This is a genomic window from Roseomonas marmotae (assembly GCF_017654485.1).
GTDB lineage: Bacteria > Pseudomonadota > Alphaproteobacteria > Acetobacterales > Acetobacteraceae > Pseudoroseomonas > Pseudoroseomonas marmotae.
Genome location: NZ_CP061091.1, coordinates 2,843,230 through 2,867,409 on the forward strand (window position 1 = coordinate 2,843,230; position 24,180 = coordinate 2,867,409).

Annotated in this window: 19 protein-coding genes; 7 read left to right on the plus strand and 12 right to left on the minus strand. The window is 66.7% G+C overall.

The genetic code is table 11. The features are described 5' to 3' along the window. Complete coding sequence (locus IAI58_RS13395) at positions 1 to 927, plus strand: response regulator transcription factor (RefSeq protein WP_207445310.1); 927 nt, start codon at positions 1 to 3, stop codon at positions 925 to 927. On the opposite strand, the gene IAI58_RS13400 is transcribed toward IAI58_RS13395, so the two are convergent. Both IAI58_RS13400 and IAI58_RS13405 read right to left on the minus strand, forming a co-directional pair. Then, positions 907 to 1,344 carry a winged helix-turn-helix transcriptional regulator gene (locus tag IAI58_RS13400; protein WP_207445309.1) on the minus strand — a complete coding sequence of 146 codons (438 nt, stop codon included), beginning with the start codon at positions 1,342 to 1,344 and terminating at the stop codon, positions 907 to 909. The two genes, IAI58_RS13395 and IAI58_RS13400, sit on opposite strands and share 21 nt — an antisense overlap. 66 nt (positions 1,345 to 1,410) lie before the next feature. After that, positions 1,411 to 1,587, minus strand: a complete 177-nt coding sequence (locus tag IAI58_RS13405) for a hypothetical protein (protein ID WP_207445308.1) — start codon at positions 1,585 to 1,587, stop codon at positions 1,411 to 1,413. A gap of 101 nt (positions 1,588 to 1,688) precedes the next feature. On the opposite strand from IAI58_RS13405, the gene IAI58_RS13410 reads away from it, so the two are divergent. Then, a complete protein-coding gene (locus IAI58_RS13410) occupies positions 1,689 to 2,477 on the plus strand; it encodes an SDR family oxidoreductase (RefSeq protein WP_207445307.1) in 789 nt (262 codons plus the stop codon). Positions 2,478 to 2,776: 299 nt separating this feature from the next. Here IAI58_RS13410 and IAI58_RS13415 read toward each other — a convergent pair whose 3' ends face one another. The 10 genes from IAI58_RS13415 to tssA form a co-directional block, all read right to left on the minus strand. Further along, positions 2,777 to 3,568 carry an alpha/beta fold hydrolase gene (locus IAI58_RS13415; protein WP_207445306.1) on the minus strand — a complete coding sequence of 264 codons (792 nt, stop codon included), beginning with the start codon at positions 3,566 to 3,568 and terminating at the stop codon, positions 2,777 to 2,779. 247 nt (positions 3,569 to 3,815) lie between these two features. After that, on the minus strand, positions 3,816 to 5,882 hold the full coding sequence (locus IAI58_RS13420) for a type VI secretion system Vgr family protein (RefSeq protein WP_207445305.1): 2,067 nt from the start codon (positions 5,880 to 5,882) through the stop codon (positions 3,816 to 3,818). Positions 5,883 to 5,903: 21 nt separating this feature from the next. Then, positions 5,904 to 8,519 carry a type VI secretion system ATPase TssH gene (tssH, locus tag IAI58_RS13425; RefSeq protein WP_207445304.1) on the minus strand — a complete coding sequence of 872 codons (2,616 nt, stop codon included), beginning with the start codon at positions 8,517 to 8,519 and terminating at the stop codon, positions 5,904 to 5,906. Further along, the gene (gene tssG, locus IAI58_RS13430; protein WP_207445303.1) at positions 8,516 to 9,571 is read right to left on the minus strand and encodes a type VI secretion system baseplate subunit TssG; all 1,056 of its coding nucleotides are present in this window, start codon (positions 9,569 to 9,571) and stop codon (positions 8,516 to 8,518) included. The genes tssH and tssG overlap by 4 nt, the downstream gene beginning before the upstream one ends. Next, a complete protein-coding gene (gene tssF / locus IAI58_RS13435; RefSeq protein WP_207445302.1) occupies positions 9,571 to 11,454 on the minus strand; it encodes a type VI secretion system baseplate subunit TssF in 1,884 nt (627 codons plus the stop codon). The genes tssG and tssF overlap by 1 nt, the downstream gene beginning before the upstream one ends. Beyond that, positions 11,454 to 11,960, minus strand: coding sequence for a type VI secretion system baseplate subunit TssE (tssE, locus tag IAI58_RS13440; protein WP_207445301.1), 507 nt, complete (start codon positions 11,958 to 11,960; stop codon positions 11,454 to 11,456). Before tssE ends, tssF begins: the two co-directional genes overlap by 1 nt. Before the next feature lie 60 nt (positions 11,961 to 12,020). Beyond that, positions 12,021 to 12,551 carry a type VI secretion system tube protein Hcp gene (locus IAI58_RS13445; protein ID WP_207445300.1) on the minus strand — a complete coding sequence of 177 codons (531 nt, stop codon included), beginning with the start codon at positions 12,549 to 12,551 and terminating at the stop codon, positions 12,021 to 12,023. Between the two features lie 43 nt (positions 12,552 to 12,594). Next, positions 12,595 to 14,091, minus strand: a complete 1,497-nt coding sequence (gene tssC, locus IAI58_RS13450; protein ID WP_207445299.1) for a type VI secretion system contractile sheath large subunit — start codon at positions 14,089 to 14,091, stop codon at positions 12,595 to 12,597. Continuing rightward, complete coding sequence (tssB, locus tag IAI58_RS13455; protein ID WP_207445298.1) at positions 14,088 to 14,624, minus strand: type VI secretion system contractile sheath small subunit; 537 nt, start codon at positions 14,622 to 14,624, stop codon at positions 14,088 to 14,090. The genes tssC and tssB overlap by 4 nt, the downstream gene beginning before the upstream one ends. 64 nt (positions 14,625 to 14,688) lie before the next feature. Next, positions 14,689 to 15,654, minus strand: coding sequence for a type VI secretion system protein TssA (tssA, locus tag IAI58_RS13460; protein ID WP_207445297.1), 966 nt, complete (start codon positions 15,652 to 15,654; stop codon positions 14,689 to 14,691). Between the two features lie 245 nt (positions 15,655 to 15,899). On the opposite strand from tssA, the gene tssK reads away from it, so the two are divergent. From tssK to tagF, 5 genes are read left to right on the plus strand one after another with little or no spacing between them, the layout of a single operon-like run. Then, positions 15,900 to 17,237: a type VI secretion system baseplate subunit TssK gene (gene tssK, locus IAI58_RS13465; protein WP_207445296.1), complete on the plus strand. Its 1,338-nt coding sequence runs from the start codon at positions 15,900 to 15,902 to the stop codon at positions 17,235 to 17,237. After that, positions 17,216 to 18,484 carry a type VI secretion system-associated FHA domain protein TagH gene (gene tagH / locus IAI58_RS13470; protein ID WP_207445295.1) on the plus strand — a complete coding sequence of 423 codons (1,269 nt, stop codon included), beginning with the start codon at positions 17,216 to 17,218 and terminating at the stop codon, positions 18,482 to 18,484. Before tssK ends, tagH begins: the two co-directional genes overlap by 22 nt. Then, positions 18,474 to 19,775: a type VI secretion system protein TssL, long form gene (gene icmH, locus IAI58_RS13475; protein ID WP_207445294.1), complete on the plus strand. Its 1,302-nt coding sequence runs from the start codon at positions 18,474 to 18,476 to the stop codon at positions 19,773 to 19,775. Before tagH ends, icmH begins: the two co-directional genes overlap by 11 nt. Before the next feature lie 14 nt (positions 19,776 to 19,789). Next, positions 19,790 to 23,329 (plus strand): type VI secretion system membrane subunit TssM, encoded by a 3,540-nt coding sequence (gene tssM / locus IAI58_RS13480; protein ID WP_207445293.1) that lies wholly within the window; start codon positions 19,790 to 19,792, stop codon positions 23,327 to 23,329. Further along, positions 23,326 to 24,078: a type VI secretion system-associated protein TagF gene (gene tagF / locus IAI58_RS13485; RefSeq protein WP_207445292.1), complete on the plus strand. Its 753-nt coding sequence runs from the start codon at positions 23,326 to 23,328 to the stop codon at positions 24,076 to 24,078. Before tssM ends, tagF begins: the two co-directional genes overlap by 4 nt. Positions 24,079 to 24,180 lie beyond the last annotated feature (102 nt).

Consider the following 24,180-nt stretch of genomic DNA (forward strand, 5'->3'; position numbering starts at 1 on the left):
ATGGTCAACCAGACGGGGCCCTCGGTCTACTCCGGGATCTCGGCGAACAACGAAATCCGCAAGGAAGATCCGGAGATTGCGCAGTCCATCCGACTGGACGCAGTGACACGGCATCGTCCTGCCCGCCGCTTGGACCAGAACGTCTGTCCCATGTACCCATTGACGAATGTAGCACAATCAGAAGTGGCGCCGGCGCCACCCGAATGGCCCTGCCGCCTTGGGCGCGTGCTTGTGGTCGATGGTAACCCCGGTGCGCGCAGCACAGTTCTGACTTACCTCACACATCAATGCATCGCCTTCCGCTCCACGGCCGGCGATGTGTTGCGTTATCTGCAACGCAATCAGTTCAGTCTGGTTATCCTGGATTCCCGGCTGGAGCAATTCGACACCTTCGGCATGCTGCGCCAGATTCGATCGCGCTCGGACGTTCCCGTGATCCTGATTACAGGAGAGGGCCAGAACGATGCGGATCGCATCATCGCGCTGGAGCTTGGCGCGGATGATATCCTGAGAGAACCGCTCGACCTTCGCGAAATGCTGGCACGCGCACGCGCCATTCTGCGGCGCCAGGAGATGGGTCGGCGGCAGTCAACCGCGGTTCGGCAAAACGGCGGCTATCGGTTCGATGGGTGGGAGCTGCATCATTGCACCAGAATCCTGAAGAGCCCATCCGGCAAGACCATTGATCTGACCAAGACAGAATACGCGCTGCTGGTAGCACTGCTCGAAGCGCCGGGTCGGCCGCTCTCTCGCGCGCATCTGATGCGGGGGATGAGAGCCAATGAAGATATCTTTGACCGCAGCGTAGACGTTCACATATTGCGTCTGAGGCGCAAGATCAGCGCCAATTCTTCCGACAGTATCTTGATCAAGACCGAGCGTGGCGTCGGCTACATCCTGGATGCTTCAGTGGAGATCCTGTTCTGAGCTGGTTGCCGCCTCCAATGAATCACACACATGACCGGCATCAAAGGGAGGCGCCGCCTCCTCTTCCAGCAGGCGTAGCCGTGCTTCTTCTGGCGCCGCCTCTGCCCAGATCAAGAGCGAGTCCAGCGCGGGGCAGATGGCCTGCCCCCAGTTGGTCAGCCGGTACTCGACCCGTGGCGGAACCTCAGGGTAGACCATGCGGCTGACCACGCCGTCCTTCTCCAGCTGGCGCAGTTGTTGGACCAGCATCTTCTGCGAAATGCCAGGTATCGACCGTTCCAACTCGGAAAAACGAAGGGTCTTTCCACCGAACAGCTGGAACAGGATAACAAGCTTCCAGCGCCCTTCGAGGATGCGCAGCGCGTTCTGCACGCCTCGCGCCGCCGTGGCTGGAGTGTAGTCGGGACGCTTACCCATCGGTGAGCACCTTACCATTTTGTGCGTACTTGTCACGTGGAGAACTTAAGGCCAAGTCTACCTGAATCAACGCCTTTGAGTATACAAACCGATGGAGATTTCATGAACTTCCCCCAGGCCGAACCAGCCGGAGGATATCGCGGCACTGTGCTGCCTTTCCTCGCCACCGATACCGCCGGGCCTGATGATCAGCACAAGTGTGGCAGCATCCATCCCATCTGCTGTAATCGCGACTTCAGTCATGTGACAGCACAGGCGCCTATCGCCTTCATGTCGGATCAAGACACACTCCCAATCTCCACCAAGTTGAATGAGCGCAGCATCACTCGAATGAGGGCTGCATAATGGCACACATCGACTCTACCGAGTTTAGTGGAAAGGCTGTTGTCGTGACTGCTGGCACCAAAGGTGCGGGTGCGGCAACCTTCCGGCGGTTCCTGGCTGGAGGAGCAAAAGTTATTACCGCGGCACGATCTTCCCGCCCGGATTCCATTCCAGCTGGATCCTTCGTGCAAGCCGATCTCAGCACGGCGGAAGGAATTTCACTCTTTGCCCAGGCAGCGAAGGAACGCTTGGGTCGTATCGACATCATCGCCCATGTTCTGGGTGGATCGACAGCGCCCGCCGGAGGTTTCGCCGTACTCGGAGATCACCACTGGGCGGATGAACTGAACCTGAATCTGCTGAGTGCGGTGCGGCTCGATCGGGCGCTTATTCCCGGCATGATCGAATCTGCTTCGGGTTCGATCGTTCACACCGCCTCGATCCAGCGCAGGCTTCCTCTACACGATTCCACAACCGCCTATGCTGCGGCGAAGGCCGCCCTGGTCGCCTATAGCAAGGCTCTTTCAAAGGAAGTCGGACCAAAGGGCATCCGTGTAAACGTGGTTTCTCCCGGCTGGATCTACACTTCCGCGGCGGACGCCTTGGTGAAGCGGATTGCCGTCGGCATGGACGGGGATGAGGAAGCGGCACGTCAGAGCATCCTTGATGCCCTTGGCGGCATTCCGATCGGGCGTCCGGCACAGCCTGATGAAGTTGCTGAGCTGATCGCCTTCATCGCCTCTGAACGGGCGGCCGCCATTCATGGTGCCGAGTTCACGATTGATGGCGGCACTATGCCGACGATCTAAGGAACTCCGGATCCGACGGCGTTCAGTATGCACTCCCGGCGGCGCTTCGACTTGTTGTGCATGGGACGCGCGTCCTGGGTGACGGTGCGATTGGCATGGTCTGTGAAGCGGCGAGGGGAATCTCGGCGCATGGAACGGCTGGTGCCCTGGACAGCACGCCCGATCGCCTCGGCGGCCCGCTTGGGGGTGGGTCAAGAACACAAACTGGCTGCTTCGGTCTTGCGGGTGGTTGCGCCAGTGCGCGCCGGGGTCTGGAGCGGCTTCAGGTCAATGGCATTGTCTTGTGTCCCCATTACCGCCTAAGCCACCGTCGCGCCGTTCAGGAAGCTGAGAAGCTGTGCCGTCACCACCTCCGGCGCCTCCAGGGACGAGATATGGCCGGCGCCTGGCACTTCCACGACTTCGCAGCCCATCGCCGCAGCCATGACAGCCGCTTCCTGCGGGGGGCGCGGCTGGTCATGGCTGCCCACCATCACCAGCCGCGGGCAGTGCAGCGCATGCAGCTCACCCAGCAGGCTCCTGCGGCTGAAGATCATCCGCCCGAGTGGTACCACGCTGCTCAGCAGGCGTGAGCGTTCCCAGTCGGCGCACTTCTGTCGAAAGGCGGATGGAAGATCCGGCCGGCGCTCCGTGACGTCAGGCGCGAAGAATATCGGCACGACGGCGTCCAGCACGGCGGCTGGAAAAGCCGAGCAAGCCTCGATCGCCTCGAACATCTTGAAATAGCGTCCGCGCGTCACCTCAGGCTCCGGCCCGATAAAGGTGTCGAGGAGCGCGATGGCGCTCACGCGCTCCGGCGCCAGAAGGGCGAGCTCCACGCCCCACATCCCGCCGGCGGACAAGCCTGCGATGGCAAAGCGTTCGATCCCCAGATGATCCATCAGGAGCAGGTGCTGCCGCGCGAGGCCGACCAGGTCGACGGTCGATGAGGGAAGCACGCCGGACCCGCCATGCCCCCAAAGCTCCGGGACGATGACGCGGTACTGGCTAGACAAAGCCTCCATCTGGGGGCGCCACATCTCGGCATCCCAGAGATAGCTGTGCCCGAGCAGAATTGGCTCTCCCCTGCCAGCCTGCAGCACCCGCATCATGGAACCGTCGATCTCGACAAAGGATTCCGTCTCGTAGGTTGTCAGTATCATTACGTCCCCTGAGCCACTGCGGCTGGACATGACCAGCCATACACCGCGGCAACGCCGTGTATCTGGTTGGCAGCATGGCTCGAGGCGCACCGCTTCTCGAATCCGCATTTGTCATTCCGGTATCAAGAACGGCTATGGTCCTCACGCCCTCCGAAGGAAGGCAGAAAGCTCCTGTGGGTGAAGAGGGTCCGCGGCCTTACTGCTGGTCGCGAAGCTGTTCCTGAATCTCCGAGGTACGGCGCCGCTGAACCAGGAGTGACATCCGCTTGATCGCCGCCAGCACCGCCGGGAGCAGTTGAGGGGGATGAGGGATGGGAATGGGAGAGACGAGGAGCTTGCCGAACGAGATAAGCCTGATGTCGTGGCCCTGTACGGTGATTCCCTCTGCCCCGATCAGGATGCACTGCTCACGTCCGGGGGCGGTCACGCGCAACGCGATCCCCTGCGGCGTCACCTCGATATGGCTGCCATACGACGTGCCAGGCACGGACGCACTTTCGAGCATCACGGCCTCCCTCGCCGAGACGATGGCGCTCACCCCGGACTGGAGGGAAAGCAGGCGCTCGACATCGACGCTGTGGTTGCGTTGGGCACGCAGGAACACATGCTCGGCTCCCGCCCGGTCCTCGAAACGGAGCTGGTTATAACCACGGGTGCCGCCATCGTCGGTTCGTGTGTGGAAGCTGGAGCGCGTGGCATGGTCCGGCAGGTTCTCGGGGGGAGGATTGTTGCCGTTGTAGACGGCGCCGACCACCAGCGGCTGGTCGTAGTCGCCATGGAGAAAGTTCACCACCACCTCCTGCCCCACGCGCGGCGTGACCAGCCCGCCGAAGCCGCTGCCGGCCCAGCTCTGCGCCACCCTGATCCAGCAGGAGCTATTGTCGTCCCGCCTGCCCTCGCGGTCCCAGAAGAACTGCACCTTGATGCGGCCAAGAACATCGGTCGTGATGCTCTCCCCTGGGCGGCCGACCACAATCGCCGTTTGCGGCCCACCGGCCATCGGGCTCGGCATGCTCCGTGGCGGGCGGAACTGCGTGATCGCCGGCATGGCCTCGATGGTGCTGCGGTAGAGTTGCGGTGCGCTGTCATCATGCCCGGACCCTTCGCCGAGGTCGCCGATCACCTCGATTTCGGTGGCGATGGCCAGGAATCGCTCCGTGGGCGCCGGCGCCATGGCCTTGTCGGCGATGTCGAAGGGATTGGCGGCCTTGAAGACGGAACCGGTGGTGACCTGGCGCGCACTTCCCTCCAGTTGCACGCGATAGGCGCGGCAGGCGATCTCCTCAGCGCGAATGGTGGCGTAGAAATCACCGTCGCGCCGTTCCTGGTAACCGCCGGGATAGGTATAGACCTCGCTGAGGAGCATGCCGCTGCCTGGCATGGTATGGGCCTCGGTGGTGCCGATCCTGCCGCCGCCACCCCGCCGCGAAGGCGTGGCCGAAGTGCTGCTGAGCGTCGGGATGCCGCCGGTGGCCACTGGCGCGACGGGTGCCAGGGCCATCAGCTGCGCCGCCGGCTTCCCTTCGTCGTAATCATCCAGCACCACCTTGAAGGGAACGAGATCCACGGCCTCCCGCCAGTGCCAGATGATGTCGTCCAGATAACGGAAATCCTTCAGGTTCAGATGGGTCTCCACCGTATCGGGACTGGCGGCCGGATGGCTCGCCACGGTATCGACAAGCACGAGGTCATGCCGGCCCTCGGCATGCTCGAAGTAGTAGTAGATCCCGTCCTGCTGCATCAGCCGGGTGACGAAATCCAGATCCGTCTCGTCATACTGCACGCAATACTCGCGTCGCGGCAGGCGCCCGTTGGTGCGGTCTTTGAAACCGCCACGATGTTCGCGAAAGATGGTGGTGACGATCTGCAGGCTGGTCTTGTTCTGGAAGATCCGGCTGTTGCGGCGATGGGCCAGCCCCGCCAGCCAGGGGCGGATCTCGACCGCGTAATGTGGCTGCCGCGTTTCGTCCAGCCCGAGATATTCCAGCCGTGTGACGATCCCGTGCAGGAAACGGGTGCCGTCGTCCTGTAGTTTGAAGCCGACCGTGATCTCCTGTCCGGGCACGCGAGCGAAGTTGCGGATCGGGTCACGGCTGGCGATCTTCGCCTCGTAACGGAAAGGCTCGCCCAGGCGCTCGCTGCCCTTCAGCCAACGAAGCCTGACGTCATGGAGCGCGAAGGCGGCTGAGGTGATGGCGGCGAAGCGGTTGTCGCGCAGCAACGAGGCGATGGGGGGCGCCTGCGGCGCATCGGCGAAAGACATAGGCCCGCTCCCCGCGCTGCTTCAGGCCACCGCGGCCTGGGACGCGGCCTCGCCGAAGTCATAGGCGACCTCGCCGTGCCGCACATCGAGCCGCACGGCGCCCGGTGCATGGCTCGTGCCCTGATGCGTCAGGATGTGCCGGCTGATCGTGGGCAGTACCGTGCCAGTCAGGATGGCGTCGATCATCCGCCCGCCGCTGTCCACCTGCCGTGCGCGCGCGGCGATCAGCGCCACCACCCCGTCGCTATAGGTGAAGGGCAAATCATGCGCCTGCATCATCCGCTCGGCGATACGGCCAAGCTGCAGGCGGACGACCCGCTCCAGTACGGCGTCGCTCAGAGGGTAGTATGGCAGCACCACCATCCGTCCCAGCAGCGCCGGGGGGAAGACCTGACGCAGCGGCCGGTGCAGCGCCGCTTCCAGCGCCGCGGCCTCGGGCTGCGCCGGGCTGGCGCCCTCCCCCTGCGGCCGGCAGAGGCGGGTGATCTCTTCGCTGCCTATATTGGAGGTCAGCAGGATGAGCGTGTTGCGGAAGTCGATACGCCGTCCCTCGCCATCCTCCATCACGCCCTTGTCGAAGACCTGGAAGAACAGCTTGTGGACGTCGGGATGCGCCTTCTCGACCTCGTCGAGCAGGATGACGGCATGGGGACGGCGGCGCACCGCCTCGGTCAGCACGCCGCCCTGGCCGTGCCCGACATAGCCCGGCGGCGCCCCCTTCAACGAGGAGACGGTATGCGCCTCCTGGAACTCGCTCATGTTGATGGTGATGAGGTTACTCTCGCCGCCCACCAGCGCTTCGGCCAATGCCAGCGCGGTCTCGGTCTTGCCAACTCCGGAGGGGCCGCAGAGCAGGAAGACGCCGATCGGCTTGGCCGGGTCCTCCAGCCCCGCCCGGCTGGTCTGCACCCGCCGCGCGATGGCCTCCAGCGCCTGATCCTGTCCGATCACCCGGGCGGAGAGCATCGCCGGGAGAGACAGCAGGGTCGCTGCTTCATCCTTCAGGAGCCGGCCCGTGGGAATGCCGGTCCAGTCCTGCACGATGGCTGCGACGGCCTGCCGGTCCACCCGGTCCAGGACCAGGGGCGGCGCATCCGCGCTGCCGGGCGGAGGTGGCGCGTCGGACGCCTCGCCCGCGCGCCGGGCGGCGCGGGCCCGACGCAGGCACCCCACCCGCTCCAGGTCCCGCTGCCAGCATGCTTCCAGGCGCGCCAGTTCGGCGCGAGCCGTGGTGATCGCCGCCTCCACCTCGTCGCGGCGCTGGCGCCTGCCGGTGCCTTCCGCCTCCTCCCGCGCCAGGATCTCCTGCTCCAGCCCGAGCGCATCCAGTTGCCGCTGCTGGTGCGCCACCGGGTCAGGCCGCGCGTGCTGACTGTTGGCGACGCGGGCGCAGGCGGTGTCGAGCAGGCTGAGCGCCTTGTCCGGCAACTGCCTGGCGGGAATATAGCGGCGGGACAGGATGACAGCGGCCTCCACCGCCTCGTCCAGGATCTCCACCTCATGGTGGCGCTCCAGGGACGCCACCATCCGCCGCATCATGGTCATGGCCAGTGCGTTGTCGGGCTCGGCGACCGGAATCGGCTGGAAGCGCCGGCTCAGCGCCGCATCCTGCTCGATATGACGCCGGTACTCGGCCCAGGTGGTGGCGCCGATGGTCCGCAGCGCACCCCGCGCCAGGGCAGGCTTCAGCAGGTTGGCGGCATCGCCCGTGCCTTCCTGCCCGCCGGCGCCCACAAGCATGTGGAGTTCGTCCATGAAAAGGATCACCGGGCGCGGCGCTGCCTGCACCGCCTCCACCAGCTTGCTCAACCGCTGTTCGAATTCACCTTTCACGCCAGCGCCGGCCTGGAGCAGGCTGATATCGAGCGCCAGCAGCGACACGTCCCGTAGCGACGGTGGCACCTCCCCGGCCGCGATCTTCAACGCCAGCCCTTCGACAACCGCGGTCTTGCCCACGCCGGCCTCGCCGGTCAGCACCGGGTTGTTCTGCCGCCGCCGCATCAGCACGTCGATCAGCCGGCGCATCTCCGCGTCCCGCCCGATCACCGGGTCAAGCTTGCCGGCCCGCGCACTCTCCGTCAGATCCACGGTGTAGCGCGCCAGCACTTCCGCCTGGGCGCCGCTGGCTTGTGGCACGGCGACCGGACCTGCCGCGTCTACCTCTGGCGAGCCCTGGAGGATGCGGTCGAATTCATCGCGCAGCCGCTCCGGCCGCAGCTTGCTGAATTCGGCGGAGATACCGAGCAGGACATGCGACAGCGCGCGGCTGGAAAGGCAGGCTTCCAGCAGATGGCCCGACCGGATTTGCCCGGCCCCATGCGCCAGGCTGGCGACGAGCCACGCCTCCTGGGCCGCGACCTCGACATGCTCGGAAAGGTCGGAGACGAAGGTGGCGCCGCGCGGCAGCCGGTCCAGCGCCCGTGTCACGTCATGGCCAAGGCGCCCCGCATCCACTTCGTATGCCGCCAGGATGCGCCGGATATCCGAATCCGGCAGTTCCATGAGCTGCTGCAGCCAGTGGACCAGTTCCACATAGCTGTGTCCCAGAAGCTTGCAATGGGCGGTCGCTGCCTCCAGGCTGCGGAAGCAGGTGGGGTTGAGCCTGCCGAAAAGGCTCTGACGGCTGATGCCTGTCATGGGGAGCTCCAGGATGTGGCGGCCTGCGCATTCGCTGCGCGAGAGGGCGCGTCCGCCGGCATGGTCGTGAGGTCATCGGCATGGCCGGGTGAACGCCGCCGCCCCAGCCAGCCGGTCCAGCCGAGGCGCCCGGCCTGGCCCAGCCGCAGCTGCGGCACCTCATCCCGGTGCAGGACCAGGTTGACCTCCCAGGCCAGCTCGTCACCGAGATAGTTGCGGATGATCCGCCCCAGCAGCGAGAGGCCCGGCGCACCCGGGAGCAGGCGCTCATAGGCACTGAGGCTCAGTGGCCCGGCGATGACGCGGAAGCGGTGGTGATGGACCTTCAGCCGCGCGCCGACCATGGCCGTGCTGCCGAGCCGCCCATTCTGCGGGTTGCGGCCAAGCTGGCAGAGCGCCTCCCTCGGCAGCTGGACCCATTGCGGCGCGAATTCACGAAGGCGCACGGGAGCGGAGAAGAAGTCGCCCAGGATCGCTTCCAGTCCCTCGGCATTGCGGGCGTGGCTGGCAAGGCGGCCGGTGAAGTGCAACTTGACGAGGTCGGGCATCGCGTCCCGCCCGCGCAGCGAGGGCATGCCGAAGCCCGCCAGCGCGCCGAGCTGGGTGGCGAAGCGGTCCTCCCCCGGACGGTCATGGCTGACCGTCGGCTCGCTCTCCGCCCAGGCGCGGAAGAACAACGAGGCCATGCGGTGGTGGAAGATATCGGCGAAGCGCGCCAGCGTATGATCGCCGGCATGGTGCATCCGCGAGAAGACATATTCGGTGAGGTGCGTCGGCAGAGGGCCATTCGGCCCGAACATGCCGAAGCCATAGGTGAGCAGCCGCGCAGGCCCATCCGGCTCGGCCAGTTCAAGCGCGGCGATGGCACGTGGGGCGAAGGCCAGGGTCGGCTGCTGGCCAATTCGGATGACGTCCCGTGCCGGGCGCGCCGACTCGCCGAGCCGCGGCCGGTCCGGGCATTGCGCGTCGATGCGGCGCAGCGCCTGGAACAGGTCGGAGCCTTCCGGCTCCGCCGCCAGCGCCTCCAGCACGGCGCGAAGGCTATCTGCCATCAGACGATGGCCCGCAGGCCGAGCATCATCGGCCAGCGGCGGATCTCGCCGCGCTGCAGGCTGGCCAGAACCGTCTCGGTGAAGGAATTGACGGAGACGTATTTGGCGAAGAAGTGGCTGAGAACGGAACCGAGCGGAAAGATGCCAAGACCCTCGAAAGCCGCCTCATCCAGCGTCACCGTGATTTCCACACCACGCGCCACCGCGCTCTGCCCACGTCCCGGCAGCCGCCGGACCACCGGACGGGAGCGGATGGAGCGGATGCCGTCGATCTGCCGCAGCGCCGCGACATCCTCCGCATCCACATACAGGCGCAGCAGCTCCCTCAGGGCCTCGGCACCCTGGGCCTCTTCCTCGTCCGAGCCGGTGATCGAGAGATAGTTCAGGGAGAGATGGCTGACGAGCTTCCAGCCGACATCCCCCTGGGCGGGCGAGGGAAGCGGCCGGCTCGGCACGCCGATGCAGCGGACGGCGGTAACCGGGGCCCCGATCTCCAGCGTGAAGTCCGTCTCGTCCCGGCCTGGCTGCAGGAGCAGCGGCAGGTCGCGGTTGGAGCAGAGGCAGCGGATGGCGAGATGCCGGATCGTATCAGGATAAGGGGCCGCCGAGCTGTCCACCAAGGAGACGAAAGCCTCGCTGCCGATATAGCCGCTCCGCGAGCCGTTGAGGCGCTGCTGCTCCGAGAGCATCCGCTGCTCCCGGCGCAGCGTGTAGTAACTCTGATGGGTCCCGCGCCGGCCGTGCTCCCGGAGATTGTAGAAGGGGCGGAACTCCACCGGCTCCGTTGCTTCACCTTCACCGACTCCCTCCATGTCCAGGATCGAGTGCAGCTCCAGGTCAAGCCCGCGCAGCCGGTCCAGCACCACATGATGCTCATAGTGGCGGTCGCTCAGCTGGATGCGGTCCGCTTGCCTTTCGAACAGATTGATCGCTGGCGTGGCGAAGAGAGCGAAATTCTGCGGCCCTAGTTGCCGCTCCAGCCGCGGCTCCGCCCGGCGGAACACGAAGATGATCTCCATCTCATCGCCGGAGGAACGCGCAACCGAGTCGGCGAGCCCGCTCAGTTCGACAAAGAGACCGCGCTGCGGCAGTGAAAAATACTCCTGCAGCAGGCGATAGCCGTCGAAGGAGCGCGGCACCTGTGGCAGGAGTGCCGCCTCAGGCTCCAGGCCAACCTGGCGCAGCGCGGCCGGCGCGATCCTCTCCTGCCAGGGGAAGGGCCGCTCCGTCGGGCGCGCCACGATGTCAATGCAGTCCGTCAGCAAATGCTCGGCCGTGGCCGCGCCGATGCCGCCAGCCCCCAGGCAATGCAGCGTCAGCACACGCAAAGCCAGACGATCGAAGCTGACGCCGTTGGTCGTCTTCAGACGGACACGAAGCGCCGCGCGCGCCGCACCGTCTGGCAGGGCCAGAGCGGATACCTGGCTAGGCACGGCGTAGTAATCCACATGGCTGATCGTGAGTGGCCAGATCCGCACATCCTGCGCGGTGCGGAACTCGCAATGCGTCATCGTGCCTGGAGCCAGCTGGCTGAACAACCGTGTTCCACGCGGGATGAGGAAACCCTTGTCCAGCCGCCCCGCCTGCGGGTCCGGCATGAAACGCAGCATGGCCATGGATGGCACCGGGGCCAGGAAGTGCGGATAGACCTGTTCCAGGAGATGCTGCGTGAAGGCCGGAAAGCGTGCCTGCAGCTTGTGCTGAACCCGCGCCGCCATGAAGGCGAAGGACTCGATCAGCCGCTCCACATAGGGGTCCGCGACCTCGTCGCCCTCCATTCCAAGTCTGCCGGCGATCTTGGGAAAGGCCCGGGCGAACTCCGCACCCATGTCCCGCATGTAAGCCAGCTCGTCATTGTAAAGCCGCAGGAACTGCCGGTCCATCAGAGGCTCTCAGCCCGCGCTTCCACAACGCGGATCGCATCCAGCTCCTGGTCAAGCTCAGTACGCATGATCATCCGCAGCGGCACGGGCTCTGCCCAAAGGTCCGCCTCGATGCGGAAATGCAGCGAGCCGGGACGTCGCCCTTGATCCAGAGCTTCGACATGCAGGCTGCCGGGCAGAAGTCTCGGCTCGAAACGCCGCAGGCTGGTCACGATCATCTGCCGAAGCAAATTGAGATCCACGCCTTCCATGCTATGGCCATGCAACGTCGCAACCCCATAGTTCAACGTGCTGGCGGCGATCTGCGGGAAGGCCCGCAGATCCACCACTGAATCCAAGTGGCTCGTGTTGAGCAACCATGTCACGTCCCGCAGAATGGCTTCCCTCAGGCGGCGCACGGAAAGAACACGTTCGCTACCGCTATCCGTTGCATGTTGCGGATGCAGGTCGGTAAGACGATCGAGCAAAGACGGTTGCACCAGATCCTGGTTGAAGGACTGAATCATCACCATCTTCCTGCGGAGAATGCCAGAGCTCTTCCAGAGTATTCGTACTGCAGACGGGATTTACGTCAGCTGGTCAAAGCTAGATGAGTTGGCAATCTGGTTCCAGACTCCCTCTTTCGGAGTCCCCATCGTGCCCGTCTGGTCCTGCTTGCTATAACTGACTTTGCAGGCGCCGAACCGGAAGGTCACTGTCTCCTCCGGAACCGGATCGCTGTAGGACCACTCAACCTTCTCGACTGCCATCATGTTGAACGTCCATTGCAGAAACAGGTTTGAAGTCGCTGTATTCGTGTCGGCGCCACTGGCACGGAAGAGCTTCAGTTCGACTGCATTGAAATGACAGCCGCGTCCACAGGCCACATAAAGGTGTGGCGAGGAAGTATCTACCTTCTTCTTGATAGTAAAGACTTCAAACTCCGCCTTCCCGGCACCAGCGCCACTCGTATGCGGGCCGATATGAAGCTTATTCTCCAACGAGAAGCTCCATTCATCGGCAAGTGTAATGCCGTTAGGAATGATGAGGGATTCACCTTGAGGATGAACGCTATCCTTAGATGGCCTGGTGAAGTGGAGAACAGCATCAAATGCCATGGTAATCCTCTAGAATGAATAAAGTTAAAGCAGGAATTCCCGCTCAGATCTGTGGCGCGGACGGCAGGCGCGAAACAAGCCGCAGCGAGACGGAAAGCCCCTCCAGTTGGTAGTGAGGCCGAAGGAAGAAGCTGGCATTGTAGTAGCCGGGATTATCTTCCACTTCTTCGACCTTCACCTCGGCCGAGACGAGCGGCTTCTGCGCTTTGCTGTCCTCGCTGGCAAGTTCCGGTGAAGCAAGGATGTAGTTCTTGATCCACAGGTTGAGCCACTGCTCCACCTCGGCACGCTCCTTGAAGCTGCCAATCTTGTCCCGAACCATGCATTTTAGGTAATGCGCAAAACGGCATACGGCGAAGATATAGGGAAGACGCGCACTCAACTCGGCATTCGCCGTGGCATCGGGGTCGGTGTATCGGGCCGGTTTACTGACGGTCTGCGCGCCAATGAACACCGCGGCATCAGTGTTCTTGCGATGCAGCAGTGGCAGAAGACCGTTCTTCGACAGTTCAGCCTCTCGACGGTCACTAATGGCGATCTCGGTCGGGCACTTCAGGTCGACACCGCCGTCGTCGCTCGGGAAGGTATGCACCGGCAGTCCCTCGACCATTCCGCCGGATTCCATGCCACGGATGCGCGAGAACCAGCCATAGTGCTTGAAGGAGCGTGTGATGTTTGCGCCCATGGCATACGCGGCATTGGTCCAGAGGTACTTACTGCTGTCGGTGCCGTCCGCATCCTCCTCGAAGGCGAAGGCGTCGACGGGATTGGTGGCCGCGCCGTATGGCAGACGCCCTAGTGTCCGCGGCAGGGCAAGGGCAACGTAGCGGGCATTCTCGCTCTCGCGGAAGGAACGCCACGCCGCATGCTCCGGGGTGGTGAAGATCTTGGTGATGTCACGGGGATTCGCCAGTTCCTGCCAGCTGTCCATCCGCAGCAGATGCGGTGAGGCCGCCGATATGAAAGGCGCGTGGCTGGCGGCGGCGATCTGCCCGATGGCGGCCAGAAGTTCAACATCCGGAGGCGTATGGTCGAAGGAATAGTCCCCGATCAGGCAGCCATAAGGCTCACCGCCGATCTGGCCATACTCCTCCTCATAGATCTTCTTGAACAAGGGGCTCTGATCCCAGGCAACCCCCTTGTATTTACGCAGCGTCCGCGACAGTTCCCTCTTGGAGATCGGCATGACCCGGATCTTCAATGTCTCGTCCGTCTCCGTATTGAAAACGAGGTGGTGCAGACCGCGCCAAGCAGATTCCAGCGACTGAAACTTCTCATGATGAATGATCTGGTTGATCTGCCTGGTGAGCTTCTGGTCGATGGCGGCGATCATCGACTGGATGGTATCAATCACATCCTCGCCGATCAGCGACGTCTCATGCAACGCCTGCTGCGCCAGGGTGCGCACGGCGCGTTCCACGGCATTCCGCGCCTGCTCCGAGTGTGGGCGGAACTCCCGTTGCAGCAGGACCGAGAAATCGTCAGCCGCGATCATGTTGTCGCGCGCCGTGGATTTGCTGCTGGCCGAGGTCAGGCTCATGCTCCTTCCTCCGCGCCCGGCGAGCCGCCCACCGGATCTTCCTTCCGCGGCGCCTTCCCCAGGACTTCAAGCAGCGCAGGATTGGCCAGCAGCCGGCCCAGCAGCTCCTCGGCGCCACTCTTGCCGTCCATGTAGGTCAGCAGGTTGGCCAGCTGCGTCCTGACCTCCAGCAGTTGCGCCAGACTATCCACCTTGCCGGCCACCGCCGCTGGTGAGAAGTCCTCCATGCTCTCGAAGGTCAGGTCGACCGGAAGCTCACCCTCGCCGGTCAGGGTATTAGGCACGCGCATGGCAACGCGCGGCTTCATCGACTGCATACGCGCGTCGAAGTTATCGACATCGATCTCGAGCATCTTGCGATCGGACACCGGAGGCGGCGGTTCCACCGGATCGCCTGCCAGATCCGCCATCACCCCCACCACGAAGGGTAGTTGCACCTTCTTCTCGGAGCCGTACAGCTCGACATCATATTCGATCTGCACGCGCGGGGCGCGGTTGCGCGCGATGAATTTCTGGCTGCTGGAACTGCTCATTGCGGCCATCCTTCTGGTATGATCGCGCCGGTGCGGCGCATGTTGGGGGTAGTGCCTGGCGTCATCACGGCGTTTCCGCCATGCCGGCGATACTGCGGAACTGCGCGGCACCCTGAGGGGCCAGATCCAGCAGCAGGCTCATGAAATCCTTCGATACCAGCCGCCGCGCCCGCTCCAGCAACAGCGGCACCGGACTGCCGGGCTCATGCGCGGCATACCACTGGCAGATCCGGTCGATACTGCGGATGACATCCTGCCGGCTACGGATCTCGCCGCCTGGCAGGGCGGCCTCGGGCAGCGTGACAGGCGCGGCTTCCGTGGCTTCGGGCAGGTCCTGCTGTTGCGCGTCCAGCAGCTCCTGCATCTGCTCCAGCAAGTTGAGCAGCGGGTCCATCCGGGTTGCCTCGCTTGCCTCCACCCTGGCGCGGACAGCCTTGCCCAGCGCGGTAGTCACCAAGTGGCAGGACCGCAGATGGTTTCTGATGTCGCGCAGCGCCTGTGGGTCCGTATCCTGGAAGGCACGCGACAGGTCGTCCGATCCTGTTCTGGCGCGCTGCGCCTCAACCCAGTCACGGAATGTCACGGTGCCAAACAGGCGCGACCGCGCCAGCGGCACCCGCCGGATATCCGCCAGAAAGCCGTCGCTGTCGCACAGATTCGCCAGCGTATTCACCCGGACCGTCTGGTCGTCACTGTCCTCAGCATCGGGGCGCGGGTGGACGGCGTCCCAGAATTGCGTGACGTAACCCAGCAGCAGCGTCAGGCCTTCATGAAGACCTGCGAATCCGGAACGGTTCAGCGCCGCGCGCGCCAGCATCACCCCGATCCGCAGGTCCTTGCTGCGCGCAGCCAGTTCCTGTCCGGTCCTCGCCACCTCGTCCCAGTCCGGCGCCTCGGGTGCATCGACGGTACCCCCGCCCTGTGCGGCAATTTCCAGCGCCATGAACTGCAGGTCGTAATCAAGCGCCTCACCGCAGGGATCTTCCCCGGCCACAGGCATCAGCAACTGCTCCGTGTCCAACACGTTCATGACGCCAGGCCCCTGGTTCACTGTCGGTCCGCTGGTTTCGACGCGAGGCAGAGTGTCCCCGCTGCCTCGATCCGCCCAATGCACGGTTGGTATGCGACCATTCCAGGCGGCGCGGTTCCGCCGGCGCATGCCGTGATGCCAACAGCGCATGATGCCACCCGTCTCTTTGCCGCCACACTGCTCCAGGCCAGCTGCTGTCCAGTTCAGCCAGCGGCGGGCAATGGGCGCAGACGGAGCGGCGCAGAATGTCGTGGGACAATAGGGTGGTCTGGTCGGAGGGGCTCTTTCTCCGCCCCCAGCATTTCCAGCAGAACGACCGTTACGTTGAAAAGCTGGTACGAAGCCGCACCGCCGCGTTGCGTGGCTATGGCTGGGGCTTCACCGAGTTACGGTTGAACCGGGAGATGCTGTCGCTCGGCCGGATCGCCGTCGAAAGCGCCAGCGGCGTTCTGGAGGATGGCACGCCCTTCAGCATTCCCGAGGACGCGGACCCGCCCGCCCCCTTCGCGGTACCGGAACAGCTGCGGGACAGCGTGGTCTATCTGGCGCTGCCGCTCTCGCAGGCCGGCGCGATCGATACCGATGCTCGCAGCCATGCCGATGTGCCGGTGCGTCATGGTGTCGCCGAGCGGATGCTGACTGACATCAATGCCGGCGAGCGTGAAGGCGCCGCCATTGAGGTTGCCCGCCACAACTTCCGGCTGCTGCCGCAGGAGGCCGACCGCGCCGGCTTCACCTGCCTCCCTGTGACGCGGCTGGTGGAGTTGCGGGGAGACCGGCAGGCGGTACTGGACGAGGCGTATATCCCGCCGATGCTGGATTGCGCCGCTTCCTGCGTCCTGTCCAACATTATCACTGAGGTCACCGGCCTGCTGCGACACCGGGCGGAGGCACTGGCCGCGCGCGTGGCGCAATCCGGCACGCGCGGCGTGGCGGAAATCGCCGATTTCCTGCTCCTGCAGGCCATCAACCGTCAAGAACCGCGCTTCACGCATCTCGGCGCCTCGGCCCTGGTGCATCCGGAGACGTTGTTCGCCCTCTCGGCCGAACTGGCCGGCGAACTGGCGACCTTCGCGCGGGCAGAGAAGAGGCCGCCGCCCTTCGAGCCCTACCGCCATGATGACCTGGCGCGCAGCTTCCAGCCGCTGCTGCGGTCCATCCGGGCGTCGCTCAGCATGGTGCTGGAGCAGTCGGCGGTGCCGATCCCGCTCCGGCAGCACAAATACGGCGTGCATGTCGCGGAAGTGGCCGACCGCACCCTTTATGCAAGCGCCGCCTTCGTGCTGGCGGTGCGGGCGGATGTGCGGGCAGAGCGGCTGCGGCGGGAGCTGCCGTCACAGATCAAGATCGGCCCGGCGGAGAAGCTGAAGGAGCTGGTCAATGTGGCGCTGCCGGGCATCGGCATCACGGCGCTTCCTGTGGCGCCGCGCCAGATTCCCTTCCACGTGGGCGTCACCTATTTCGAGATAGACCAGCAAAGCCCGCTATGGCGGGAGATGCGAACCGCGAGCGCGCTGGCGCTGCATGTGGCCGGCGAGTTCCCCAATCTGGAGATGGCGCTATGGGCCATCCGGGGGCAGTGACCATGGGCCTGGTGCTGCGCGTGGAAGGCACAGGCGAGCCGCCGGGACTGTTCGAGGCGGGGGGCGGCGTGACCATCGGCCGGGGCGTCGAGAACGACCTGGTGCTGCCGGATGAGAGTCGGACGATCTCTAAGTGCCATTGTGAGCTGGCGCTGCTGGACGGCTCCTTCCGGCTGATCGACCACAGCCGGAACGGCACCTTCCTCAATGGCGCGGCAGAGCCGGTCGGACCTGCTGCCCCGGTGCCGGTAGGGCCTGGAGATGTCATCCGGCTGGGGCAGGTCACAATCACCGTGGTTGCCACCGGGGCAGAGCTGGCGCCGCCACCCGCTCCCCCGGACGGATGGGATGAGGCGCCCGAGCCCCTCGCGCTGGCGGAGCCCGAGGAGCCTTCCGCACTCTTCCCCCCCGCCCGCCCCGCCACGCTGCCACCGGTGGAGCCCGCGGCCTTCGCTGATCACGTGCCGGCCGAGGTCGGCCTTTTCGTGCAGCCCCGCGTCATGGGCGAGGCCATCCCAGATGACTGGGATCTCGTCGGAGAGCTGCGCGCCTGGTCGCCCCCGCCAGCACCGGAGGAGGCGGAGGCACCCGCGCCGCCCGATCCGGCACCCGTTCCAGCACCGCAGCCGGCCCGGGAGCCCGGCCAGGAACAGGCCGCCGTGGCTGCCTTCCTGGCGGCCTGCGGCCTTGAGCCGCGCCAGGTCACTGATCCTGCGGCTTTGATGGCGCGGGCCGGCCGTCTGCTGGCCTGCATGGTGGCGGAGATGCACGCGCTGATGGCGATCCGCAGCCTAGCGAAGCAGGAATTCGGGCTGGAGCGCACGATGATCGGCCGCTCCGACAACAATCCGCTCAAATTCGCTGCCGAACCACGCGAGGCGCTGCCATTGCTGCTGGCTCCGGATGCGCCCGGTTTCCTGGATGGGGAGGACGCCGTGCGGCAGGGTTTCGAGGGCATCCGGTCGCATCAACTCGCACTGCTTTCCAGCATGCAGACCGCGCTGGGCAGTCTCTGCGACCGGCTGGCGCCGGAGGCGATCGTGGCGTCCCCGCCTCTCTGGGCCAGACCCCTGCCCTTCGCGCGAGATGCCGCCCGCTGGGCCGCCTACCAGCAGGTTTATCAACAGGTCGTCTCCGGCCTGGACGGGGATATGCTCGCCCTCCTCGGCACCGATCCGGTGCGGGCCCCTGGCGACGCTGCGGCCGGAAACAGCCCGTCGCGGGAGGGAAGTGGCCATGCCGGATGATGAGACCATCATCACGCCCGGCATCATGCCTGAGCCCGCCACGGCTGCGGCCACGCTGCTGAACCCCGGCGGTCGCCTGCGGCCGGTCCCGGCCAGGGCCGATCCATTCTGGAACGACATCTCGCCCGGCCGGCTCTGCCCGCTGGTGGTCGCTGCGGCGCCACTCCTGACGCTCTGCGTGCAGTTGCGGCAGAGTCTGGGCCATGCCGACGTCGACGGCCTGCGCGACCGGGTGCTGGCGGAGATCGAGGCCTTCGAGCGCCGTATCGTGCCGCTGGGCCTGGCGCCACGCTCTGTCCGCGCCGCCCGCTACGCGCTCTCCGCCACCATCGATGATGTCGTGCTGAACACTCCCTGGGGCAGCCGCAGCCTCTGGACCCGCCGCGGCATCGTCAGCACCCTGTTCAGCGAGACCTGGGGCGGCGACCGCTTCTTCGATCTGTTGGCGCAGCTGAAGCGCGAGCCCGCCCTGCATGTCGACCTGCTGGAGCTGCTCTACTGCTGCCTCAGCCTCGGCTTCGAGGGCCGGCTGCGGCTGAGCCCGCGGGGTGCCACGGAACTGGCGGCGCTGCGGGAGGATCTCCACGGGCTGATCCGCGCCGCGCGCGGTAGCTTCGAGCGCGACCTCTCCCCACGCTGGCGCGGCGTGGCGGCCGAGCGCCGGCTGGGCGCGGCGGTGCCGGGCTGGCTGGTGGTCGTGGTCACGCTGGGCGGCCTGGCACTGCTGCACGGCGGCCTGCTGCTGGCGCTGAACGCGCGATCCGACATCGCCTTTGCCGAACTGGGCAACCTGCCGCCGCGTGGCGCCATCGGCCTTTCCCGCGTCGCCCCGCCGCCACCGCCCCCGCCGCCACGTGACAGCGCCGCGATCCGCAGCTTCCTGGAGCCGGAGATCCGCGAAGGCCTCGTCACCGTCACGGAGACGGCGCAGAACATCGCCGTGACCATCCGTGGCGCCGGCATCTTCGCCTCCGCCAGGGCCACGGTGGAGGCGGATTTCGTCCCGCTGTTCGAGCGCATCGGCGAGGCTCTGAACGACCAGCCCGGCGATGTCCTGATCACCGGCCATACGGACTCGGCGCCGATCCGCTCCGTCGCCTTTCCCTCTAACTTCCAGCTCTCCCTGGCGCGGGCCCAGGCAGCCGCCCGGATCACCGGCAGCCACATGCAGCGGCCTGACCGCCTGCGTGTCGAAGGCCGTGGAGCCGCCGAGCCAGTCGCCCCGAACGAGACTGAGGAAGGGCGGCGGCAGAACCGGCGGATTGAATTCCTGATCAACAAGCCAGTCTGAGTTCCGGGGCGCAGATGCAGAACCTGAAAACCACCCTGCTACCGAAGCTGTCCTTTATCCTGCTCGGCATGGCGGTTCTGGCCGCGTTGATCCTGGTCTGGGGTCCGGCAGTGAGCATCTGGGGCACGGCCCCGCTTGAGAGCGTGGCAGGCCGGGTCGTGGCGGTATCGCTGCTGCCGGTGGGCCTGAGCGCCATCCTGATGGTACGGCAGCAGATCAATTTCGCCGTTCAGAACCGCATCACCGACGCACTGGGTGGGCTGGGTCAGGCCGGCAAGGCCGTACCGGCGGAGGATGCCGCCGTGCGGCAGGAGATGCAGCTCGTCACCCAGCGTTTCCGGGCGGCGCTGCAGGTCCTGCGCAAGCGGCGTTTCGCCGGCGCCGGGGGGCGGCGCTGGCTCTACCAGCTGCCCTGGTACGTGGTGATCGGCCCGCCCGGCTCAGGCAAGACCACCGCCATCACCGAATCCGGCCTGACCTTCCCGCTGGCGGGGCATTTCGGCAAGGCGGCGCTGAATGGCATCGGCGGTACGCGCAACTGCGACTGGTGGTTCACCGACGATGCCGTGCTGATCGACACCGCCGGCCGCTACATGACGCAGGACAGCGCCGCCGATCAGGACAAGGCGGCGTGGCTGGGCTTCCTGCGCCTGCTGCGCCGCCACCGCCGCCGCCAGCCCCTCAACGGCATCATCGTCGCCATCGGCATCGACGCCCTGACCGCCGCGCCGGAGGCACTGCGGCAGGAGCATGCACGCCGCGTCCGGCAGCGTATCAGCGAGGTCTACGGCGAACTGGGGCTGCGGCTGCCGATCTATGTACTGCTGACCAAGTTCGACCTCGTCGCCGGTTTCGTGGAATTCTTTGACGACCTTGGTCAGGAAGGTCGCGGCGCCGTCTGGGGCATCACCTTCCCGCATGAGGAGCCGGAGCCTGAGGACGGTCGCGTCGCCGATTTCGGCAGCGAGTTCGACGCGCTGGTGCGGCGGCTGGACGAGCGGCTGCCAGAGCGCCTGCAACGCGAGGGCGACATGCAGCGCCGGGCCATGATGTTTGGCTTTCCGCAGCAGGTCGCGAGCCTCCGGGGGCTGGTGCAGCAGTTCCTGTCGGAAACCTTCGCCCCCAATTCCTTTGAGGATCCGTTGCTGCTGCGTGGCGTCTACTTCGTCAGCGGCACCCAGGCCGGCACACCACTCGACCGCGTGACGGAGGCCCTGGCCCGCAGCTTCGCCCTCACGAGCCGCCCGCCGGCCGCCTTCGCCGGGCAACGGCGCAGCTACTTCCTGCGCCAGTTGCTGCGAGACGTGATCTTCCCCGAAGCCGGGCTGGTCATGCACAACCCGGCCGCCGCGCGCCGCCAGGCCCGGCTGCGGCTGGCGCTGATGGGCGCGGCAGGCCTGCTGCTGATCGCCGGCGGCGCCCTCGAGGCGATGGGCTTCTTCCGCAACGCCCGCCTGGTGGAGGCCGTGCGGACCGAGGCGGCCGGCTTCACCACCCAGGCGCAGGCCCTGACGCTGGAACGGGTGGACAGCGACGATCCGCGTCCGGTGCTGCCGCTGCTGGCGCGGCTGCGCGGCCTTTCGGTGGGGCTGGCCCGGGATGCGGGGGCCGGGGGCGGGCTGCTGCTGGGCCTCGACCAGCATGCCAAGCTGGCCGCCGAGGCCGGGGTGGCCTATCGCCGCGCCCTCAACGCCATCCTGTTGCCACGGCTGCTGCTGCGGCTGGAGGCCGTGCTGACGCGCCAGCAGGATGACCCGGTGGCGCTCCATGAGCCCTTCAAGGTTTATCTGATGCTGGGGCAGCAGGGGCCGCTGCGGCCGCAGGTGGTGCGCGGCTGGATGCTGGCGGATTGGCAGGCGGCCTTCCCGGGCGAGGACCAGGCCGATACCCTCCAGGCGTTGCAGCAGCACCTGGATACGCTGCTTGAAGGCCCGCTGACCAGCATCGGCCTCAATGGACCGCTGATCGAGCAGGTGCGGGCCACGTTGCAGAAGGCCTCGTTGCCCCGGCTGGTATTCAACGGTATTCTCGCCAGCCCCGAGGCGGCGCGGCTGCCCGCGTGGCGTCTGGCGGATTTCGCTGGCCCCGGCGCCGAGGCGGCGCTGCGGAGGCGCTCCGGCCAGCCGCTGGTTGCCGGCATCCCAGGTCTCTTCACCCAGGCCGGCTTCCGCGAGACCTTCCTGCGCCTGCTGCCCGCCATGGCCCAGGCCCAGGCCGAGGACCGCTGGGTGGTCATCCCGCCCCAGGCGGATGCCGACACGGGCCCCGCGGCGCGGGCGGCGACGGTTCGCCAGCTCCGGCAGGATGCCACAGCGATCTACCTGCAGGAATTCAGCCTGCACTGGGACCGGCTGCTCGGCGATATCGCCGTGGTGCCGGTCCGGGATATCGGGGAAGTGCTGCGGGTGCTGAACATCCTGGCCGCGCCGACCTCCCCCATCCGCCTGCTGCTGGCGAGCGTGGCGCGGGAGACGACGCTGGGCCTGCCGCCCGCCGAGCCCGGCACCACGCCGGCGCAGCCCGCCATGCTGCCCGCCGCTGACACGCCGGAGGGTCTCGCTGCCCGCTACACCGCCGAACGCTTCCGGTCGCTGCGGCAACTGGTCGAGGTGCCGCCCGATAGCCAGGCCGGTGCGCAGGCGCCGATCGACGACGCCATCCGCGACCTGGACCGCCTCTACCGCTCCCTCAGCGATCTGCAGGGCGGCACCAGCGATCCCGCCCGGCAAAGCGCCCAGGCTGCTGCCGCCCTCTCCCAGATCGAGCGCCGTGCTGCCGGCCTGCCCCCGCCGATCGACCAGTGGATTCTGGGCATCGGCCGCACCGGCGCCGACTTCTCCGCCAGCGATGCCCGGCAGCAGCTTGGCGAGTTGTGGCGCGCTGGCCCGGGCCAGGCCTGCCAGCGGCTGACCCAGGGGCGCTATCCCTTCATTCCCGGCACGGCGGCCGAGATTCCACTGGGCGACTTCGGGCGGCTGTTCGGCCGTGACGGGTCGATCGACAGTTTCTTCAGCGACAACCTGAAAGGGCTGGTCGAGACCGGCCGCAGCCCCTGGGCGCCGCGGTCCGGCGGCCCAGGTGAACTGCGCCTGTCGCGCCCTGCCCTCGCGCAGTTCGAACGTGCCGCCGCCATCCGCGACAGCCTGTTCCAGGACGGCGGCAGCCGACCTTCCTTCGGCTTCTCGCTGGCGCTGATCCAGGCCGACCCGGCGATCCAGGCGGTCGTCGTGGAACTGGACGGCCGCCGGCTTGAATACCGACCCGGCGATGCCGAGGCCCGGCGGATCCGCTGGCCTGGCGCGGAGGGAAGCGGCGCTGCCGCCATCACCGTTCTGGGGCCGCAGGGGGCGGTCGCGGTCGCCAGCGAGCGCGGCGGCTGGGCGCTCTTCCGCCTGCTCGACCGCGCCGTGCTTCGCTCCCAGGGCCCGGACTCGCTGGAACTGCGGGTCACGGCGGGGCCCCACCAGGCGGCGTTCACGCTGACGACGGATGGCGCGATGAACCCCTTCGTGCGCGGCCTGCTGGCCGGCTTCCGCTGCCCGCAGGCCCTGTGAGCACCCCGGCCATCTCCTGGCCGGCGGCGCCGGCCGGCTATCACGGCAAGGTGCCGGCGCGGTCTGACTTCGTCGGCGCGGGCCTGCCGCCAGCCGTCATCGCTCGCTGGGATGACTGGCTGCAGCAGGCGCTTGCGGCCAGCCAGGCGCGGCTGGGGGCTGCATGGGAGGACCGCTACCGCGCCGCGCCGCTCTGGCGTTTCGCCCTGACCGAAGGCGTCTGCGGCCCGCTGCCGCTGATCGGGGTGCTGATGCCGAGCATGGACGCGGTGGGCCGCTGCTTTCCCCTGATGCTGGGCCGGCAGATCCCTGCCGAGGCCGATCCGCTGGCCCTGCTGGCAGGCAGCGGCGCCTGGTTCGCCGCTGCCGAGGCGCGGGCGCTGCGCGCACTGGATGGCGGCTTCGATCCGCTGCGGCTGGGCGAGCGCCTGCCTTCCCCCGCCGCCGCCCCCTGCATGCTGCCGCCCTGGGAAGCAGGCGGCGCGGGACATTGGCTTCCCTTGCCCGCCCTTTCGGCCGCGCCGGCGGCGCTGGGCGAACCCGCTGGCCCGGTCACGCGCCCTGCTGGCGCGCGCGGCCTCTGGTGCACCGCAGGCGCGCCGCATCTGGCGCCGGGGGTCGCATTGACCCATGGCCTGGTTCCCCCCGCCGCCTTCGCCGCGCTGCTTGACGGCGCCTGGCAGCGCCATGGCTGGTCCGTGGCCGCGCCGGCAGCGCCCGAAGCAGCCGAGTGGGACCGCGACGCCTGAACCCCTGTTCCTCGGCGAAAGGGGGATGCATCCCGCGCCGGTATCCCGGCATGGCAGATCCGCATGCATCGGCCGGGGCGCGGGAGATTAATGGGCGGCAAC

Bases quoted from the DNA above. Each gene is read 5' to 3' on its own strand.
- IAI58_RS13395 (WP_207445310.1), top strand. From the start codon at position 1: ATGGTCAACCAGACGGGGCCCTCGGTCTACTCCGGGATCTCGGCGAAC.
- IAI58_RS13400 (WP_207445309.1), bottom strand. From the start codon at position 1,344: ATGGGTAAGCGTCCCGACTACACTCCAGCCACGGCGGCGCGAGGCGTG.
- IAI58_RS13405 (WP_207445308.1), bottom strand. From the start codon at position 1,587: ATGACTGAAGTCGCGATTACAGCAGATGGGATGGATGCTGCCACACTT.
- IAI58_RS13410 (WP_207445307.1), top strand. From the start codon at position 1,689: ATGGCACACATCGACTCTACCGAGTTTAGTGGAAAGGCTGTTGTCGTG.
- IAI58_RS13415 (WP_207445306.1), bottom strand. From the start codon at position 3,568: ATGATGCGGGTGCTGCAGGCTGGCAGGGGAGAGCCAATTCTGCTCGGG.
- IAI58_RS13420 (WP_207445305.1), bottom strand. From the start codon at position 5,882: ATGTCTTTCGCCGATGCGCCGCAGGCGCCCCCCATCGCCTCGTTGCTG.
- tssH (WP_207445304.1), bottom strand. From the start codon at position 8,519: ATGACAGGCATCAGCCGTCAGAGCCTTTTCGGCAGGCTCAACCCCACC.
- tssG (WP_207445303.1), bottom strand. From the start codon at position 9,571: ATGGCAGATAGCCTTCGCGCCGTGCTGGAGGCGCTGGCGGCGGAGCCG.
- tssF (WP_207445302.1), bottom strand. From the start codon at position 11,454: ATGGACCGGCAGTTCCTGCGGCTTTACAATGACGAGCTGGCTTACATG.
- tssE (WP_207445301.1), bottom strand. From the start codon at position 11,960: ATGATTCAGTCCTTCAACCAGGATCTGGTGCAACCGTCTTTGCTCGAT.
- IAI58_RS13445 (WP_207445300.1), bottom strand. From the start codon at position 12,551: ATGGCATTTGATGCTGTTCTCCACTTCACCAGGCCATCTAAGGATAGC.
- tssC (WP_207445299.1), bottom strand. From the start codon at position 14,091: ATGAGCCTGACCTCGGCCAGCAGCAAATCCACGGCGCGCGACAACATG.
- tssB (WP_207445298.1), bottom strand. From the start codon at position 14,624: ATGAGCAGTTCCAGCAGCCAGAAATTCATCGCGCGCAACCGCGCCCCG.
- tssA (WP_207445297.1), bottom strand. From the start codon at position 15,654: ATGAACGTGTTGGACACGGAGCAGTTGCTGATGCCTGTGGCCGGGGAA.
- tssK (WP_207445296.1), top strand. From the start codon at position 15,900: ATGTCGTGGGACAATAGGGTGGTCTGGTCGGAGGGGCTCTTTCTCCGC.
- tagH (WP_207445295.1), top strand. From the start codon at position 17,216: ATGGGCCATCCGGGGGCAGTGACCATGGGCCTGGTGCTGCGCGTGGAA.
- icmH (WP_207445294.1), top strand. From the start codon at position 18,474: ATGCCGGATGATGAGACCATCATCACGCCCGGCATCATGCCTGAGCCC.
- tssM (WP_207445293.1), top strand. From the start codon at position 19,790: ATGCAGAACCTGAAAACCACCCTGCTACCGAAGCTGTCCTTTATCCTG.